Here is a 15,859-nt window from a genome sequence, read left to right as displayed (position 1 = left end):
CTCGACGTAACCGTTTGTCCGGTCACTGCGCCCATGGCCGCGGCGTCCGCCCGCGCGCACCGGTGATTCGTCCGTAAGGTCAGCGCTCATGACATCAGCCGAACCGGGCCGCCCTGGATCGCACCCGAACGACGCGGCGGCGCCACCGCCGACCCTGCCGGTCGCGCCGCCGCAGGGGATCACCGACGCACGTCTCGCCCGTCAGATCGCGTTCCTGATGGAGATCGACAAGCTCAAGTCGGTGCTGCGGCGCAGCAACCTGGTCGATCTGTCCCGCCCGGAGAACGACGCCGAGCACTCCTGGCACCTGGCGATGCTCGCCGTCGTCCTGGGCGAGTACGCGGCGGCGGGCGTCGACCACGGCCGGGTACTGCGCATGCTGCTCGTCCACGACCTTGTCGAGATCTACGCCGGGGACACGTTCGTCTACGACCCGCACGCGGTCGCCGGGCAGCAACAGCGCGAGCGCGCCGCCGCCGACCAGTTGTTCCCTCAGCTGCCGCCCGACCAGGCCACGCCCCTGCGCGCGCTGTGGGAGGAGTTCGAGCGCCGCGACACCGCCGACGCGCGATTCGCCCGCGCGCTCGATCGGGTCCAGCCGTTGCTCCTGAACTTCTACACCGGCGGGAGCACGTGGCGCCCCCATGGGGTGCGCCACGTGGACGTCCTCGCGCATCGAGAGGTGATCGAACAGGGCTCCCCGGCTCTCTGGGAGTATGTCCGGACGATGCTCGACGCCGCGGTGCGTCGCGGCTACCTGCTTTCCTGACCAGCGGCGCCGCGCGGTCAGGCGTCCGGAAGACTCTCCAGGAACAGCAGCGTGCGTGCGGCGACGCTGCGTCGTCCGGGGCCGGCGAGCAGGTCATGACCGCCGCTGACGACGGCGAGCTCCGCCCGCGACGCGGTCCTGGTCGTCATGCGGACCAGCGACAGCGGGCTGACCTCGTCCTTGGCGCCGTGGATCAGCAGGATCGGCAGATCGGGAAGCGCGCGGGGCAGCGGCTCCGCGACCGGCAGCGACGCGACCGGCGTGTGCAGTGAGGGAAGCCCGAGCAGGACCAGGCCATCGGGCCGCACCGCGGGCGAACCGACCATCGCCAGCGCTGCCAGCGCGCCGGTGTCAGCTCCCAGTAGCACGAACGGCACCCCCGGGACCCGGGTCTCGACCACCGCGGGGATGCGGTTGGCCCCGTCCGTGACGACGGTGAGCTGATGGCCGTCGAGCGCGAGCCGGTCCGCGAGTGCGGCGAACACGTCGCTGTCCTGCCCACGGCCGGGCAGAATCGCCACGACCGAGCGGACCTCCCGACGCGCCAGGGCGACACCCCTTGCCGACGGCGCCGTCTGTGCGGTGTGGCCGACCTGGATGGCCTGGACGGCCTGGACGGCAGGTCTGGCGGCCGGGGAGCCTCTGGGGGCCAGGCCGGGGGCCGGGATGCGCGGTGGTCCCGCCTCGTCCGGGCGGGGGCGCCGTGGCCCGGGCGGAACAACGATCGGACCGCGGGTGTCCGCGGTCGGGGCGTGCTCGGCGGTGTGCAGCGGCGGATGCAGGGGCGACGTCATCGGCGCCTCGGTCTCTCTCGCAGGGATCGGGCCGCCGCGCGACGGCGACCCGAAAGGCCAGGACAGCCGGGCAGATGCGGCGAACCCACGGAAACCGTCACCGCGGAACCACGCTCGGCAGCCTGGCACCAGGGTAGGACGGTGGCACGGCCATCCGGAGCCGCTCGCCGAAATTCCCTGGGTTCGACACCCGACACCGATGTCCTCGCCATGCCCGTTGACGTGCGCATCCGACCCTGTCCGGCGGCGTTCGCCGGCGCCCGACGCAGCACCCGGGACATCCGGGACACCCGCGTCGGACACCGGCCGGTAACACCGCGATGCCCGCCGCGGGCGCCCGCGGCACCCACCACACACTCAGGCGGAGGCGCCCTTGGCCTTCCCGTAACGGGCGGCGACGTCGGCCCAGCTGACGATGTTCCACAGGGCGGCCGCGTAGTCGGCCTTCACGTTCTTGTACTGCAGGTACCAGGCGTGCTCCCAGGCATCGAACACGAGCAGCGGCGTGTTCCCGATGCCCACGTTGCTCTGGTGGTCGTACACCTGCTCGATGAGCAGCCGGTCGCCGGTCGCGTCATAGGCGAGGACGCCCCAGCCGGAGCCCTGCACGGTGGTCGTCGCGGAGTTCAGCTGCGCCTTGAAAGCGTCGAACGAGCCGAAGTCCGCGGCGATCGCCTCGCCGAGCGCACCGTCCGGCTTGTCGCCGCCGTCCGGAGAGAGGTTCTCCCAGTAGATCGAGTGAAGAATGTGGCCGGAGAGGTTGAACGCCAGCGTCTTCTCCAGGCCGACGATCGCCCCGAAGTCGCCCTTGTCCCGCGCCTCGGCGATCTTCTCCAGAGTGTCGTTCGCACCCTTGACGTAGGTCGCGTGGTGCTTGTCATGGTGCAGTTCGACTATCTGCCCGATGATGGACGGTTCCAGCGCACCATAGTCGTACTTCAGGTCCGGCAGAGTGTACGTCGCCACTAGAGCACGGTCCTTCCATTTGCGAGGGATTGGCTGGGGGCACCCGTACGGGTACTCCCGGCGGTTCAGGTAGGCGGCTCGATGGCGTCGGGGGGCCGCCGGGCCGGACGGAGCCAGACAGCGAACACCCGCTCCTCTCCGGCCCGCCGCCGTGATGGCGACGGGAGCACCCTGACACCAGATGACCCTGACGCCAGATGATCTCGACGCCAGATACCGTGAGCCTCCGGTTGAACCCTATCGTCCGGAGGTTCGGTCCTGCAGCACCACAGCCCACACCATCCCCTACCGAGAGACACACATACCTCGAGCGGCCTCCAGGAAACAACAGCCAGTAACGAATTTGCAGCAGTCCGGAAATGCGGGCACTCCGGATAGCGCAACGGCCGCCCGCCGATCCCCCGCAAGCGACCACTCGGTCAGCTCGGCGCTCCCGCGCGGCCGACGGCTCCGGCCGCGGCCCACCCGGCACCATGGGCCGGCGCGCCGGGACCGCGGGTACCACCGCGCCCTCGCGACGGCGGAGTCCCGCTCAGTCGTCCTCGTGGATCTGCTGGCTCAGATAGTGGGCGGCACCGAGCTGAGAGATCAGCTCGAGCTGCGCGTCCAGCCAGTCGATGTGCTCCTCCTCGGAGACGAGGATCTGCTCGAAGAGCACCGCCGAACCGACATCCCCGCGCTCCCGGCTCAGCGCGACGGCGCGCCGGAGGAGATCGACCGCCCCGAACTCGCCACTACGGTCGATCTCAAGCTGCTCGGGCACGGTCTCCCCGATCCGCAGCGTGTGCAGCCGCTGCAGGTTCGGCAGTCCACCGAGATAAAGCACACGCTCGATGAGGCGGTCGGCGTGCTTCATCTCGTCGATGGACTCGTGATAATAGTGCTCGGAGATACGGCGGTAACCCCAGTTGCGCTGCATCCGACTGTGCAGAAAGTACTGGTTAATCGTCGTCAGCTCGTTCGTCAGCACACTGTTCAGTAGTTCGATGATTTCAGCGTCCCCGCGGGTCGCCATCTCGTTCCACATCCTTTCGCCAACCGCACTGCCCAGTCATCAGAGCCTTTGCCGGGGCGGACGGCCGTCCTCGCACGGACATCCCAACCCCCACGTCCCGACCTCGACGATCCGCGACGGCAGCGACACAGACCGATCGGAGCGGTCGGAGCGGTCGGACGCGCGCCCCTGTCGGTCTCAGCAAATCACATGGATAGGGAATTCGCATCGCGCCGGGCCGGCCAGATCCCACAACGCGCCCGACAACGACATCCAGGTTAGGTTGACCAAAGTTAGGAGAGCCTACCCAGAGGAGATCCGAGGAACGGGCGCTACGCCACATTAGCCGCAGGATCCAGGCACCTTTGGATACCCCACATTAGCCATCGACCCTGGATGCCCCTCGACTGTCGGACGGCCATCCGGCGACATTGCGGCGAGGATGTCGCTCCCGCTCGCCGAAAGGCCAGGACGGGCGTGTGGAAAATCATGCGACTGCCGTCCCGTGGTTCGGGGGTACCCGGCGACGGGCGCCCACCACGGTGGGACCGCACACCACCGCCGTTCCCCGTCACCCGCCGGTCCCGGCACGTCCCCGCCCCGCCGTGTCCGGTAGGCGGTAGGCGGTAGGCGGTAGGCGGTGGAACTGCCCGGACAGACCACCCGCAAGGGCACTCGCGCCGAGCCGCGTCGCCCACCTTCGATTACTCTAAGCGATGCAACGGTCGCTACCTCCGAACGGGCGAGGTGGTGGACTCCCCCGGCGGTCGCGACTGCCGACGGGCTGCGGTCCTGGCCCTGGCCCCCGCGGGAGGTGCGGCGTCGATGTTCACCGGTCAGCGCACCACTGCGACTCTGCTGCTGGTGAGTGCCGTGTGCGGCGCCGTCGGCCTGACCATGCTGCGCCGCGCCGCAGGCTATCCCGAGGTCCTCACGGCCTCGGGTACCGCCAGCCTCGCGGCGCTGCAGGGCCACTGGTTCGCCGTCGTCACCGGGCTCGTTCTCTCCGTCGTCGCGGCAGCCCTCCTCGTCCCCATCACGGCGGGGATCATGCAGCTGCTGCCCGGGGGGCCGCACCGCCCCCTTCCCATCGTCCTCGCCACCGCGGCGAGCGCCGCTCATCTCGTCGGCCTGCTGTTCTGGCTGTTCGTCGTACCCGCGTTGTTCCGGCGTGCGGCCGCTCCCAACCCCTCGGACCAGACCTCGCTCGTCTTCGACGCCGCCCGCACCCTGTTCGGAATCATGATCGGCGAGGTGCTCGCCTGCCTGCTCACCGCGTGCTGGTCGGTGTGCCTGGTGGCTGGGGTGGTGCGCGCACGCCTGCCGCTGCTCGCGGCGGCCGACAGCCGGCGCCCACAGGCGGCGCTCGCCGGACTCGGGATCTGGGCAGCGGTGGCCTCGCTCGGCATGCTGGGTGGCGCGCTGCTGCCGTTCGGGTTCGCCGCGGCGGTGACCGGCCGCGTCATCGGCCAGTTTCTGTGGAATCTGTGGCTGGTCGGCCTCGCGGTCGCCGTCTGGCACCTCGCGCCGGGTCGCCAGCAGCCCGACCTCGGCGGCTGGTCTGGATCCAGGCCCCCGCCGACCCGGGCGGCCTCCGATCCGCAGCCCCCGATCCCGGGCGGGCTGGTCGGGACAGGAGTGTACGCGGATCCCCGGGGACTGGCCCTGGACCGGTCGGACTCGCAGCCGGTCCCGGACGGTCCGGACAATGCCCGGGTGGCGGCGCTGCCGGCGGCGCAGGTGGCGACACTCATGACAGCGCAGGCGACCCGTGCGCCCGGTGCGATGGCGCCACCGGCCGGGCCCGCCGCCGTCCTGGACGACGCCGTCTTCGAGGCAGTCACCCAGATCGACCGGCCGGGCGCCGCCGAGCACAGCCGGCCCGCCGCCCCCGTGCGCGCGGCGCCCCAGCCCGCAGGCCGGGCCATCGGTAACGACGATCCCACCGAGCCCGGAATCGACACCCTGTCCCGGCGCGACGACTCCCGAGGCGACGCCGCCGCGGCGTCGTGATGGTGGTGGTGTTCAGGCCGGGAGCAGCCCGGCCAGGACCGCGCGGGTGTGCGCCCCCGGTTCGGGCGCGCGCGGCCGGGACCCGTCCGTGCCGCTCGGCCAGGGCGGCCGTGGGCGCGCGACCCGCCCTGATCTGCCCTCCTGGTGAACCGTCCAGCCCCGCTGATCGGACCCGGTCACCCGCACCGCGCCCGCGCCCGCACCCGCACCCATCCGCGCCGCCTGGGCGGCGTCCGGTGGAGCTCCCACCCAGGCCGCCACGTCCCGCATGGCGACATCGAGCAGGTGCCCGCCGCCCGCGCGCAGGGATGCCGTGACCGCTACCGCCGCGAACAGGCCGGTCAGCGGGTCCGCGATCGCGTCCGCGCAGAACACCGGGGTCGGCGCGGCCGCGTGCTCGCCCGGCTGCCAGCCGACCAGACCGCCGGCCACCGCGGCGTCGTCCCCGAACGCCACCGGGTCCGGACCGGTGCAGGACGAGCCGAACGTGCGCCCGTAGCCGGTGATGCTCACCCAGACCCGGCCGGCACGGGCTGCGACGACCTCGGGCGCCTCGATCCCGAGCTGGGCGAGCGCCCTCGGACGCGACGACTCGATGACGACGTCCGCGTGGTCCAGCAGACGGCGCAGCATCGCCCGCCCGTCCGCGGTGGCGAAGTCGAGCAGCACGCTCTCGTGCCCGGCGTGCAGCCAGTCATAGAACGCCGGGCTGCCATGGCGTGCCCCGTCGAGGCGACGCGCGCTCTCCACTTTGATCACTCGGCAGCCGATCCGGCCGAGCAGGTACGCGCACAGCGGGCCCGCCCACATCGCGGACAGGTCGACCACCAGGAGACCGTCACCGCCGAGATCCCCGAGATCCGAGCCGGGCCTCGCTCGCCGGCCCCACGACCCCGCGGCCCCCGGTCGGGCTCCCGGGACCGGATGGGTCCGCACGGGCGGTGGGCGCCGGTCCGTACGCAGCGCGGAGACCGGCATCGACAACAGTTGGGCAAGCTCGACCACCTCCGTGGCCGGTCGGTCGCGGACCGCCGCGGACAGCGCCGACCAGGCCCCCTGCGGCGAGACCAGACCGATCTCGGCCTGCCGTTCCACCGACCCCACCGACCCCACCGACTCGTACTCCGGCCCCGGTGGCCCGCCTTCGGACGCCCGCGCCGCGGCGCCCGCCGGGGCCGGGTCAGCGCCGAGCGCGCCGAGCAGGGCGGCGACGGCCTCCAGGTCCGCCGTTCGGGCCAGGTTCACCGCGATCCAGCCGTCCGCCGTCGGCAGCAGCCGGCAGCTTCCCCCGGCGGACCGACGCCCGTGCCGGCTCAGTCCCAGCAGCGCCGCCCGGCCGCCCAGCAGGGTCGCGACCTCAGGATGCTGCGTCTGGCCGCGTTCGGCGGACAGCGCGGCGAACATCCGCGCGGCCGCGTCACAACGCCCGATCACCGGGCCGTCCGGGAGCGTCGGAGGCGCTCCCGGTGACCCGGTGAGCCACATGAGGCCACTGTCGGCCCAGGTGAGCGCGGGCACCGCCGATCGGGCGAGATCGAACCCAGGCCCGGCGTCGCGACCGGAGGCCGCCGCGGACGAGCGGGGTTCGGCCGGGACCGACAGGCCCTGGCCCACGAGGGCAGCGCGCAGCTCGTCCCACCATTGCCGATCCAGGCGCGTCCGCGGGTCCAGGTCCAGGTCCAGGTCCGGGTCCGGACCCGGGTGCCTGTCCAGGTCCGGGTTCGGGTCTGGGCGCGTCGGGGGCCGGCTCACCTGCACGAGGTCACCACGAACGCGCCCCCCGCGCCACTCATACCAGCATGATCAGCATGGCGGAGGCCATCACGAGCCGGCTGGCCGCAGGGGTGATCGGCGCCGTCCGCACCGGATGGGCGGCCCAGGCCCGGCGCGCCGCCGACCCGACGAGCGCCGACGCCGCCGAGACCGCGAACACGACGATGAGCCAGCCGGACAGGTCACCGGGGGCGCCGAAGTCGGCCATCGGCCAGCGCCCGGCGCGGGCCATGCAGGCCATCGCCAGGAACTCCACCACCAGCATGGAACAGCACGACCAACGGGCCGGCTCGCAGCACGCCGGGCCCGTCAGCACCAGAACCAGAAAGGCCAGCGCCAGCGCCACGCAGCCGAGTGTGAAGGCGAGCGAGGCCGACCAGGACGCGGGCCCCACGAACATCACGACCATGCCCGCCGCGACGACCGTGTGACCGATCTCCGCCGGAACGAACCTGGCGGATGGGTCGAGGCCGGTCTGGTCACCCACCACGCGGCGGACGGGCTCCGGCAGGCGTGACCACCGTGACCACCCGCGGTCGACGCCGAGCACGCGAACGGCATGGAACAGTCCGACCACCGCTGCCAGCGCCGCCGCGACGACGGTGACCGCGACCGGCAGCTGTGCGGTGGAACGGGCGAGATGGTCGTGGTTCACCGGGGCGCGGCCGGGCGGGCGGTCCCACCGCGACCCTGGACTCCCAGTCCGGCCACGTCAGCCCACGCCCAGCGCGAGCTCGGCGTCCACCAGCGCGGTGATCTGGCCGGAACTCGCCTCGTCGACGATGACCCGCAGCTGCGCGACGCTCATCTGGATCCGCTGGCCGAAGTCGTCGGTGAGCACGATGCGACGCTCGGCCGGTGCGTCATGGTCCACGAACAGCTCGGGGCAGCCACAGCTGCACTTCCCGCAGAAGGTCAGGACGTGACGCTCGGTCGCCGACATGTGAACTCCAGGGCTGGGGGGACTGACCGGATGGCCCAAGTTTAGAGTTCGTGGATCCCGTTGTGCGCGCGATGCTGTTTTCTCGCTGGGACGAGGTTCTCCTTGATGACGCGGGGCGCGGTCCAGCGAAGCAGGTTCTGGGCCGAGCCGGCCTTGTCGTCGGTGCCGGAGCGGCGAGTGCCGCCGAACGGCTGGCGCCCGACGACCGCCCCGGTGGGCGCGTCGTTGAGGCAGAGATTGCCGGCGCAGAAGCGAAGCGCCCGCTCGGCCTGCGCGAGTGCCCCGCGGTCGGTACCGATGACGGCTCCGGTCAGGGCGTAGGCGCTGGTCCGGTCGACGAGGCGCAGCACGTCCGGCCAGGCATCGGGCCGGTCGTCGTCGTAGACGTGGACGGACAGGAGAGGACCGAACAGTTCCTCGGTGAACCAGCGGCGCCCCGGATCGGTGCCGAGCAGCAGGGTGGGATGGACGAACCAGCCGACGCTGTCCTCGCACCGGCCGCCGGCGAGAACGGTGACGGTGGGATCGTCGGCCGCGGCGGCGCAGGCGGCGGCAAGCCGCGCGTAGGCACGGGCGTCGATGACCGCACCGGTGAAGGTGTCGGCATCGCTGATGTCGCCGACGGGGAGCGCCTCGGTGGCCGCGGCGAGATCGCGGCCGATTCGCCGCCAGAGGCTCGCTGGAAGGTAGGCCCGGGAGGCGGCCGAGCATTTCTGGCCGCTGTACTCGAAGGCTCCGCGTACGAGTGCCGTCGTCAGGACGTCGATGTCGGCGGAGGGATGGACGACGACGAAGTCCTTTCCGCCGGTCTCCCCCACGAGCCGGGGATAGGTGCGGTACCGGTCGAGGTGGTGCGCGACCATCCGCCACAGCCGGGCGAAAACCGCGGTGGAGCCGGTGAAATGCACGCCGGCGAGCTCCGGGTCGCCGAACACGACCTCACTCACCGGTTCGCCTGATCCGCCCACCAGGTTGATCACACCGGGTGGGAGACCGGCCGATTCGAGCAGGCGCATGAGGAAATGCGCGGCGAATGCCTGCGTCGGCGCCGGTTTCCAGACAACGGTGTTCCCCATCAGGGCCGGCGCGGTCGGCAGATTTCCGGCGATCGAGGTGAAGTTGAAGGGAGTGACGGCGTAGACGAATCCCTCCAGCGGCCGCGGATCGAGCCGATTCCATTCGCCGGTGACGCTACGGGGCTGCTCGCCGTACAGCTGGGCGGCGAAAACGACGTTGAACCGCCAGAAGTCGATGAGCTCGCAGGCCGCGTCGATCTCGGCCTGATGGCAGGTCTTGCCCTGGCCGAGCATGGTCGCCGCGTTGAGGGTGTCCCGCCACGGGCCGGCCAGGGCCTCGGCGGCGCGCAGGAACACCGCCGCCCGGTCGGTGAACGCGAGCTCCCGCCAGGCCGGCGCCGCCGCCTTGGCGGCCTCGACCGCCCGGGCCGCGTCGGCGTGGGTGCTCTCCCGCAGCGTGCCCAGGACCCGGCGGTGGGCGTGGGGCTGCACGACGTCGCGGGCAGGGCCGTCACCCGGGCGGCTGTGGCCGGCGATCGTGTTGGTCAGCTCGACCCGCTCGCCGCCGAGATCGAGCAGGGCGCGGTGCAGCTCGCGGCGCTGTGCCGACCCTGGCGCGTAACCGCGGACGGGCTCGTTGACCGCGTCCGGCACCACCGACCCACCAGACCCGCGGGGCGCGGTCATCCGCGCCGTCGATCGCTCGCGGCGTGCAGGGCGAGCAAAAGGTTCGCGGGTCTCTCCACCACCCGCCGGGACAGGTAGGCCACGCAGTCCGGTCCGTACGGCAGGTAGACCCGCACTGTCGCCCCGGCCACGGCCAGCCGCCGCTGTTCGGCGCGGCGCACCCCGAACAACATCTGGTATTCGAAGTCGTCGGCCGGTCGCTTCAGGTGGCGGGCCAGGCGCCCGGTCAGGGCGAGCAGCTGCGGATCGTGCGTCGCTACCATCGGATAACCCGGGCCGGACAGCAGGATGCCCAGACAGCGCGCGTAGGACGCCGCCACGGCGCGGTGCCCGCGGTAGGCGACGGAGGCCGGCTCCAGGTAGGCCCCCTTGCACAGCCGCACCCGGGAACCGGCGTACGCGAGGTCCCTGCAGTCCTGCTCGGTGCGTCGCAGCCGCGCCTGCACGACGGCGCCGACCGACGGGTGGTCCCGGCGCAGCTCGGCCAGGGTGGCCAGGGTCGCATCGGTGGTGGTGTGGTCCTCCATGTCCAGGGTGAGCGTCGCGCCGAGCGCCGCCGCCCGGTCGGCGATCAGTGCCGCGTTGTCCCGCGACAGCGAGCGACCATCCCTCGGCACGGTCTGGCCCAGGGCCGACAGCTTGACCGACACGTCCAGGCCCGCCGCCGCCCCGGCCTTGCCGGCCAGGTCCAGCAGCCGCAGGTAGGCGTGCACCGCGAGCTGGGCGTCCTGGCCTCGCCGGGCACCCTCGCCCAGCAGATCCACCGAGGCCCGCAACCCGGCGCCGGACAGCCGCAGGACCGCGGATACCGCGTCCTGATCCGTGTTGCCCGCCACGAACCGGTCGGTCACCGCGGCCGAGAGGGGCCCGTGGGTCAGGGCCACGCGCACCGGTGTGGTCCGGACCAGATGGGGTACCAGATTCCTGATCATGACCGCCCACGCTTCGCTACCCGAAGAAGGTATCCAAACACGAAGGGTAGCGCTTCCTGGTCGCCGCGTCCCCTCCAGTCATCGCCTCGCCCGCAACCCACAAATTTCCCTCGTGCGACATGTTTCCCGCATGCGACCTGACGGTTTCCCTGGTGTGGCATGGCGGCCGTCGATGGCGACTCGGAACGCAGACAAACGCGTCGTGCGCTGTTAGCGTCGTCCGCCTTCACCGATGTCCGCCTTCACCGATGGCCGACGCACCGATGGCCGACGCACCGATGACTGATAGGGAGAGAGCAGGCCGATGAGCTCCGATGGCTGGTCGTTCGAGACCCAGCAGATCCACGCGGGTGCGCAGCCCGATCCGACCACCGGCGCCCGGGCCGTGCCGATCTACCAGACGACGAGCTACGTCTTTCGCGACACCGACCACGCCGCGGCTCTCTTTGCCCTCGGTGAACCCGGCAACATCTACACCCGGATCATGAATCCGACGCAGGATGTGTTCGAGCAGCGCGTCACCGCCCTCGAAGGCGGCGTCGGCGCCCTGGCCACCGCTTCCGGCCAGGCCGCGGAGACACTGGCGATCCTCAACCTCGCGCAGGCCGGGGATCATGTCGTCTCCTCCACCAGCCTGTACGGCGGCACGTACAACCTGTTCCACTACACGCTGCCCAGACTCGGGGTGGAGGTCAGCTTCGTCGACCCGGACGATCTCGACGCCTGGCGGGGCGCGGTCCGCCCCACCACGAAGGCGTTCTACGGCGAGACGATCGGCAACCCGCGTGGTGACATCCTGGACACCGCCAGTGTGGCCGAGGTGGCCCACACCCACGGCCTGCCCCTCATCGTCGACAACACCCTGGCAACCCCGTACCTGTACCGACCGTTCGAGCATGGCGCGGACATCGTCGTGCACTCGGCGACGAAGTTCATCGGTGGGCACGGCACGGCCATCGGCGGAGTGATCGTCGACGGCGGGCGGTTCGACTACGGCGCGTCGGGCCGCTTCGGCTCCTTCACCACCCCCGACCCGAGCTACCACGGGCTGGTCTACTGGGAGGCGCTCGGCCACGGGTCGTACATCGCGAAGGCTCGGGTGCAGCTGCTGCGCGACATCGGCGCGGCGATCTCGCCGTTCAACTCGTTCCTGCTGCTGCAGGGCCTGGAGACGCTGTCGCTGCGGATCGAGCGGCACACCGCGAACGCCCAGCGGGTCGCCGAATGGCTCGAGGCCCGCGACGAGGTGAGCTGGGTTGCCTATCCCGGTCTGCCGTCCTCGCCCTGGTACGCCCGGGCGCAGCAGGTCCTGCCACGCGGCGCGGGCGCGATCCTCTCGTTCGGCATCGCCGGGGGCGCGACGGCGGGCCGCCGGTTCGTGGAGGGCGTGGAGCTGTTCAGCCACCTCGCCAATGTCGGTGACGTCCGCTCGCTCATCATCCATCCGGCGACGACCACCCACTCGCAGCTGACCGAGGCCGAGCAGGCGGCGACCGGGGTGACCCCCGACCTGATCCGCCTGTCGGTGGGCATCGAGTCCATCGACGACATCCTGGCCGACCTCGACGCGGGGTTCCGTGCCGCCAAGCGCTGAGCCGCCACACGCCGAACCGCCACACGCCGAGCCGGCGCACGGCGTCGAGCCGGCCGCCGGGGCCGGCGGAGCCTGGCGGGCCGGGGTCGATGCGGTCGGACACCGCCGCTTCGCGGTGCTGGCCGAGCCCCTTCGACCAGAACGCGGCGGTGTCGTGCCGCGGGTCCAGGTCGCCTACGAGACCTGGGGGCGGCTCGACGCCACGGCCGGCAATGCCGTGCTGGTCCTGCACGCGCTGACCGGCGACAGTCACGCCGCTGGCCCGTCCGGGCCAGGCCATCCCAGCGCGGGCTGGTGGGATGGCCTGATCGGACCCGGGCGGGCGCTGGACACCGAGCGGCTGTTCGTTGTCGCGCCCAACGTGCTCGGCGGCTGCCAGGGCAGCACCGGGCCGGCCAGCCTCGCGCCGGACGGCCAACCCTGGGGTGCGCGATGGCCGGAGATCACCATCACCGATCAGGTCGGCGTCGAGGCGACACTCGCCGACCAGCTCGGCATCCGGCGCTGGTCCATGGTCGTCGGCGGGTCGATGGGCGGGATGCGGGCGCTGGAGTGGGCCGTGCGCCATCCCGAGCGGGTGGCGCACGCGGTCGTGGTCGCCTGTGGTGCGGCGGCGACCGCCGAGCAGATCGGGCTGTACGCGGTGCAGCTCCAGGCGATCACGGACAGCCCCGGCTGGCACGGCGGCGACTACCATCACCAGCCGCCGGGGCACGGGCCGCAGGCCGGCATGGGCCTGGCCCGGCGCATGGCCCAGATCAGTTACCGCAGTGAGGCCGAGCTCGACGCCCGGTTCGGCGCGCGGGTCCAGGCCGACGGGCGGTTCGCGGTCGCCTCCTACCTGGACCATCATGCGGACCGCCTGGCCCACCGCTTCGACGCCGGCAGCTACGTCACCCTGACCCGGGCGATGATGACCCAGGATGTCGGGCGCGGACGAGGCGGGCACCCGGCGGCGCTGCGGGGGTGCCCGGTGCCGTTCAGCATCGCCGGGGTGGACTCGGATCGGCTTTACCCGATCCGGCTGCAACAGGAACTGGCCGACCTCACTGGCGTGCCGCTGCGGCGCATCCACTCCCCGCGCGGGCATGACGGCTTTCTCCTCGAGATCGACCAGGTCGGCGCCGTCATCCGCGACGCTCTGGCCCCGGGGCCACGATGACGCGATCCGGGCGGCGCTATTCGAACCGGGGCGGCTGGCCGGTGGCCTCCAGCACCGACATCCACAGGTCACCCGCCGGGTCCACCTGATTGCGCTGGCTGACTGCCAGCCCGATCGGAATGTGGATGAACCGGCGCCGCCAACGCCCGACCACCATCTCCGTCCGGCCGGACATCGCGGCATGCACGGCGGCATGCGCGAGGCGGATCGTGTAGACGCTGTCATACGGGTTCGCCGGGACGCTGCGGATCAGATAGCTGGGGTCGATGTACTTCAGGTTCAGCTCGACGCCCTCGAGGTCGAAATGCTCCTTGATCCGGCGGGACAGTTCCTGACCGACGTCGTGCAGCTTGCGGTTGCCGGACGCGTCCGACCCTTCTGGTTGGTCGGTGATGAGCTCCTGACCGGCGCCCTCGGCGACCACCAGCACGGCGTGGCCCCGCTCCACGATCCGTCGGCGCAGGAAGTGCAGCAGGCCGCCCTCGCCCTCGAGCTTGAAGGGCAGCTCCGGGATGAGCACGACATCCGCGTTGCTCTTCGCAAGCGTCGCATAACAGGCGATGAACCCAGAGTGCCGCCCCATCAGCCGCACCACACCCAGGCCCCCGGGCGCCGAGGTGGCCTCGGCATGGGCAACCCGGATCGACTCCGCCGCCTTGCCGAAGGCGGTCTGGAAACCGAAGCTCTGATCGATGTAGGGAATATCGTTGTCGATGGTCTTCGGAATACCGACCACCGCGATCTTCTCGCCGCGCTCGGTGGCGACCCGGGAGATCTCCCGCGCGCCACGCAACGTGCCGTCACCGCCGATGACGAACAGGATGTTGATGTTCATGCGGGACAGGCAGTCGACGATCTCACTCGGATCCTGCTGGCCGCGGGAACTGCCGAGAATCGTTCCGCCGTCATCGTCGATGCTGGTCACGCTCTCCGGCGTCAGATCGACCACCTCGTGGCCGTAACGCGGGATGAATCCCTGATAGCCGTTGCGGAAACCGACGATGCGCCGCACGCGATAGTGCGAGGTCAGCTCCAGCACCAGACCGCGGATCACGTTGTTCAGACCGGGGCACAGCCCGCCGCAGGTCACGATCCCGACCCTGGTCTTCGACGGATCGAAGTAGATCTTCCGCCGCGGCCCAGCCGGTTCGAACCCGGGAAGCGCGTCAAGATCGACACCGCGCGCGGCGATCATCGACGTGGTGTCGTCGTAGAGGACCTTGTCGGACTCGTCGATGTAGTGCTGCGTCGTCGGACGTTCACCCAACAACGACAGAAGGGGAGAATCTATCCGGCATGGACCCAAGGTCTTCACCGATAGATCTGCATTGTCCACCAGCAGTGGCGCACCCACCGTTGCCCGGCCCTCACGTCTCGATCGGCGCTTCGTCGTCTCTTCGCTCCATACATACCCCGGGCGAGCCTGCGGCGGACGCCGCCGATCAACCCAGTTCTTCCAGACCGAGACTACCGGGCCATACCCTCGTCCACGGGGGCATCGGCGGACCAAGCCGGCCACCAGCGGACGGAAACAATCACTTCATCATGAGGAAACCGGCCTGACTCTGGCCGAAGTCGGCCACGAGTTGTCCGCGGCGGACACCTCGGTGCCCGCCGCCGGGCGCGAAACCGGCCACTCAGGCGTGGCCCACGCCGACGCGTCCGCGACGCAGGCCAAGGTCATCGCCCCGTTCCCGCCGAGGTCACCGGGCCGTATCCGCGGCAGGCAGCGAGCGCGCCGACCATACGGCCCGGCCCCCTGCACACCCATGGCGCGCCGCGCAACCCAGATGCCGAGACCCTCGCCTCGATGTCACAGCATCATGTCCAGAAGATGACGCCCGGGCACTCCGCCGCCGGAAGGCACACGCCGGACACCCGCTGCCCCCGCCCGCGACGCTGCCCCACCCGCAGACCGCCCCACCCCGGAGACCGCCCCACCCGCAGACCGCCGTCCCACCGCAATCCGCCGCCCCACCCTCAGACCGCCGCCGCGCCCGGCGCCCGGCGCCGCGCCCGGCGCCGCCCATCCCCGGCCCACCACCGCACCCGGCCCCCGACCATCCCCCGCCCACCACCGCACCCGGGTTGCTTCTCGTGAATCCCCGGCTCGCGGCCGGATTGACCCGTCGAATCTCACCGTCCGTGACCGACTTGCGGGGATGGTGGCGCTGCCGCTGGGCAGGATGTCGCCTCTACTGGTTTTTTGTCCGATA

Annotated in this window: 13 protein-coding genes; 4 read left to right on the top strand and 9 right to left on the bottom strand. The window is 71.4% G+C overall.

Features of this window, described 5'->3' with window-relative positions; translation table 11 throughout:
- Positions 1-88: 88 nt before the first annotated feature.
- Positions 89-769, top strand: coding sequence for an HD domain-containing protein (locus tag MXD95_RS19825; RefSeq protein ID WP_308301534.1), 681 nt, complete (start codon positions 89-91; stop codon positions 767-769).
- Between the two features lie 17 nt (positions 770-786).
- On the opposite strand, the gene MXD95_RS19820 is transcribed toward MXD95_RS19825, so the two are convergent.
- From MXD95_RS19820 to bfr, 3 genes are all read right to left on the bottom strand, one after another.
- A complete protein-coding gene (locus MXD95_RS19820) occupies positions 787-1,563 on the bottom strand; it encodes an alpha/beta hydrolase (protein ID WP_250642163.1) in 777 nt (258 codons plus the stop codon).
- A 357-nt stretch (positions 1,564-1,920) separates the two neighbouring features.
- Positions 1,921-2,529, bottom strand: coding sequence for a superoxide dismutase (locus tag MXD95_RS19815; protein ID WP_250642162.1), 609 nt, complete (start codon positions 2,527-2,529; stop codon positions 1,921-1,923).
- 532 nt (positions 2,530-3,061) lie between these two features.
- Positions 3,062-3,544, bottom strand: coding sequence for a bacterioferritin (gene bfr, locus MXD95_RS19810; RefSeq protein ID WP_250642161.1), 483 nt, complete (start codon positions 3,542-3,544; stop codon positions 3,062-3,064).
- 804 nt (positions 3,545-4,348) lie between these two features.
- On the opposite strand from bfr, the gene MXD95_RS19805 reads away from it, so the two are divergent.
- A complete protein-coding gene (locus tag MXD95_RS19805; RefSeq protein WP_250642160.1) occupies positions 4,349-5,536 on the top strand; it encodes a DUF4386 domain-containing protein in 1,188 nt (395 codons plus the stop codon).
- A gap of 12 nt (positions 5,537-5,548) precedes the next feature.
- Here MXD95_RS19805 and MXD95_RS19800 read toward each other — a convergent pair whose 3' ends face one another.
- The 5 genes from MXD95_RS19800 to MXD95_RS19780 are packed head-to-tail and all read right to left on the bottom strand — an operon-like array spanning position 5,549 to position 10,887.
- Positions 5,549-7,288, bottom strand: coding sequence for a CoA transferase (locus tag MXD95_RS19800; RefSeq protein ID WP_250642159.1), 1,740 nt, complete (start codon positions 7,286-7,288; stop codon positions 5,549-5,551).
- A 37-nt stretch (positions 7,289-7,325) separates the two neighbouring features.
- Complete coding sequence (locus MXD95_RS19795; protein ID WP_250642158.1) at positions 7,326-7,964, bottom strand: DUF5134 domain-containing protein; 639 nt, start codon at positions 7,962-7,964, stop codon at positions 7,326-7,328.
- A 57-nt stretch (positions 7,965-8,021) separates the two neighbouring features.
- Positions 8,022-8,252, bottom strand: a complete 231-nt coding sequence (locus MXD95_RS19790) for a hypothetical protein (RefSeq protein ID WP_250642157.1) — start codon at positions 8,250-8,252, stop codon at positions 8,022-8,024.
- A 41-nt stretch (positions 8,253-8,293) separates the two neighbouring features.
- Positions 8,294-9,955, bottom strand: coding sequence for an L-glutamate gamma-semialdehyde dehydrogenase (pruA, locus tag MXD95_RS19785; protein ID WP_250642156.1), 1,662 nt, complete (start codon positions 9,953-9,955; stop codon positions 8,294-8,296).
- The gene (locus MXD95_RS19780; RefSeq protein ID WP_250642155.1) at positions 9,952-10,887 is read right to left on the bottom strand and encodes a proline dehydrogenase family protein; all 936 of its coding nucleotides are present in this window, start codon (positions 10,885-10,887) and stop codon (positions 9,952-9,954) included. The genes pruA and MXD95_RS19780 overlap by 4 nt, the downstream gene beginning before the upstream one ends.
- Positions 10,888-11,191: 304 nt before the next feature.
- On the opposite strand from MXD95_RS19780, the gene MXD95_RS19775 reads away from it, so the two are divergent.
- Positions 11,192-12,481 carry a bifunctional o-acetylhomoserine/o-acetylserine sulfhydrylase gene (locus tag MXD95_RS19775; RefSeq protein ID WP_250642154.1) on the top strand — a complete coding sequence of 430 codons (1,290 nt, stop codon included), beginning with the start codon at positions 11,192-11,194 and terminating at the stop codon, positions 12,479-12,481.
- Positions 12,465-13,643 carry a homoserine O-acetyltransferase MetX gene (metX, locus tag MXD95_RS19770; protein ID WP_374122081.1) on the top strand — a complete coding sequence of 393 codons (1,179 nt, stop codon included), beginning with the start codon at positions 12,465-12,467 and terminating at the stop codon, positions 13,641-13,643. The genes MXD95_RS19775 and metX overlap by 17 nt, the downstream gene beginning before the upstream one ends.
- 16 nt (positions 13,644-13,659) lie before the next feature.
- Here the strand turns inward: metX and MXD95_RS19765 are convergent, their stop codons facing one another.
- Complete coding sequence (locus MXD95_RS19765; RefSeq protein WP_250642153.1) at positions 13,660-14,997, bottom strand: ATP-dependent 6-phosphofructokinase; 1,338 nt, start codon at positions 14,995-14,997, stop codon at positions 13,660-13,662.
- Positions 14,998-15,859 lie beyond the last annotated feature (862 nt).

Source organism: Frankia sp. AiPa1 (genome assembly GCF_023243075.1).
GTDB lineage: Bacteria > Actinomycetota > Actinomycetes > Frankiales > Frankiaceae > Frankia.
This window is presented reverse-complemented; position numbering and strand designations above follow the sequence as displayed.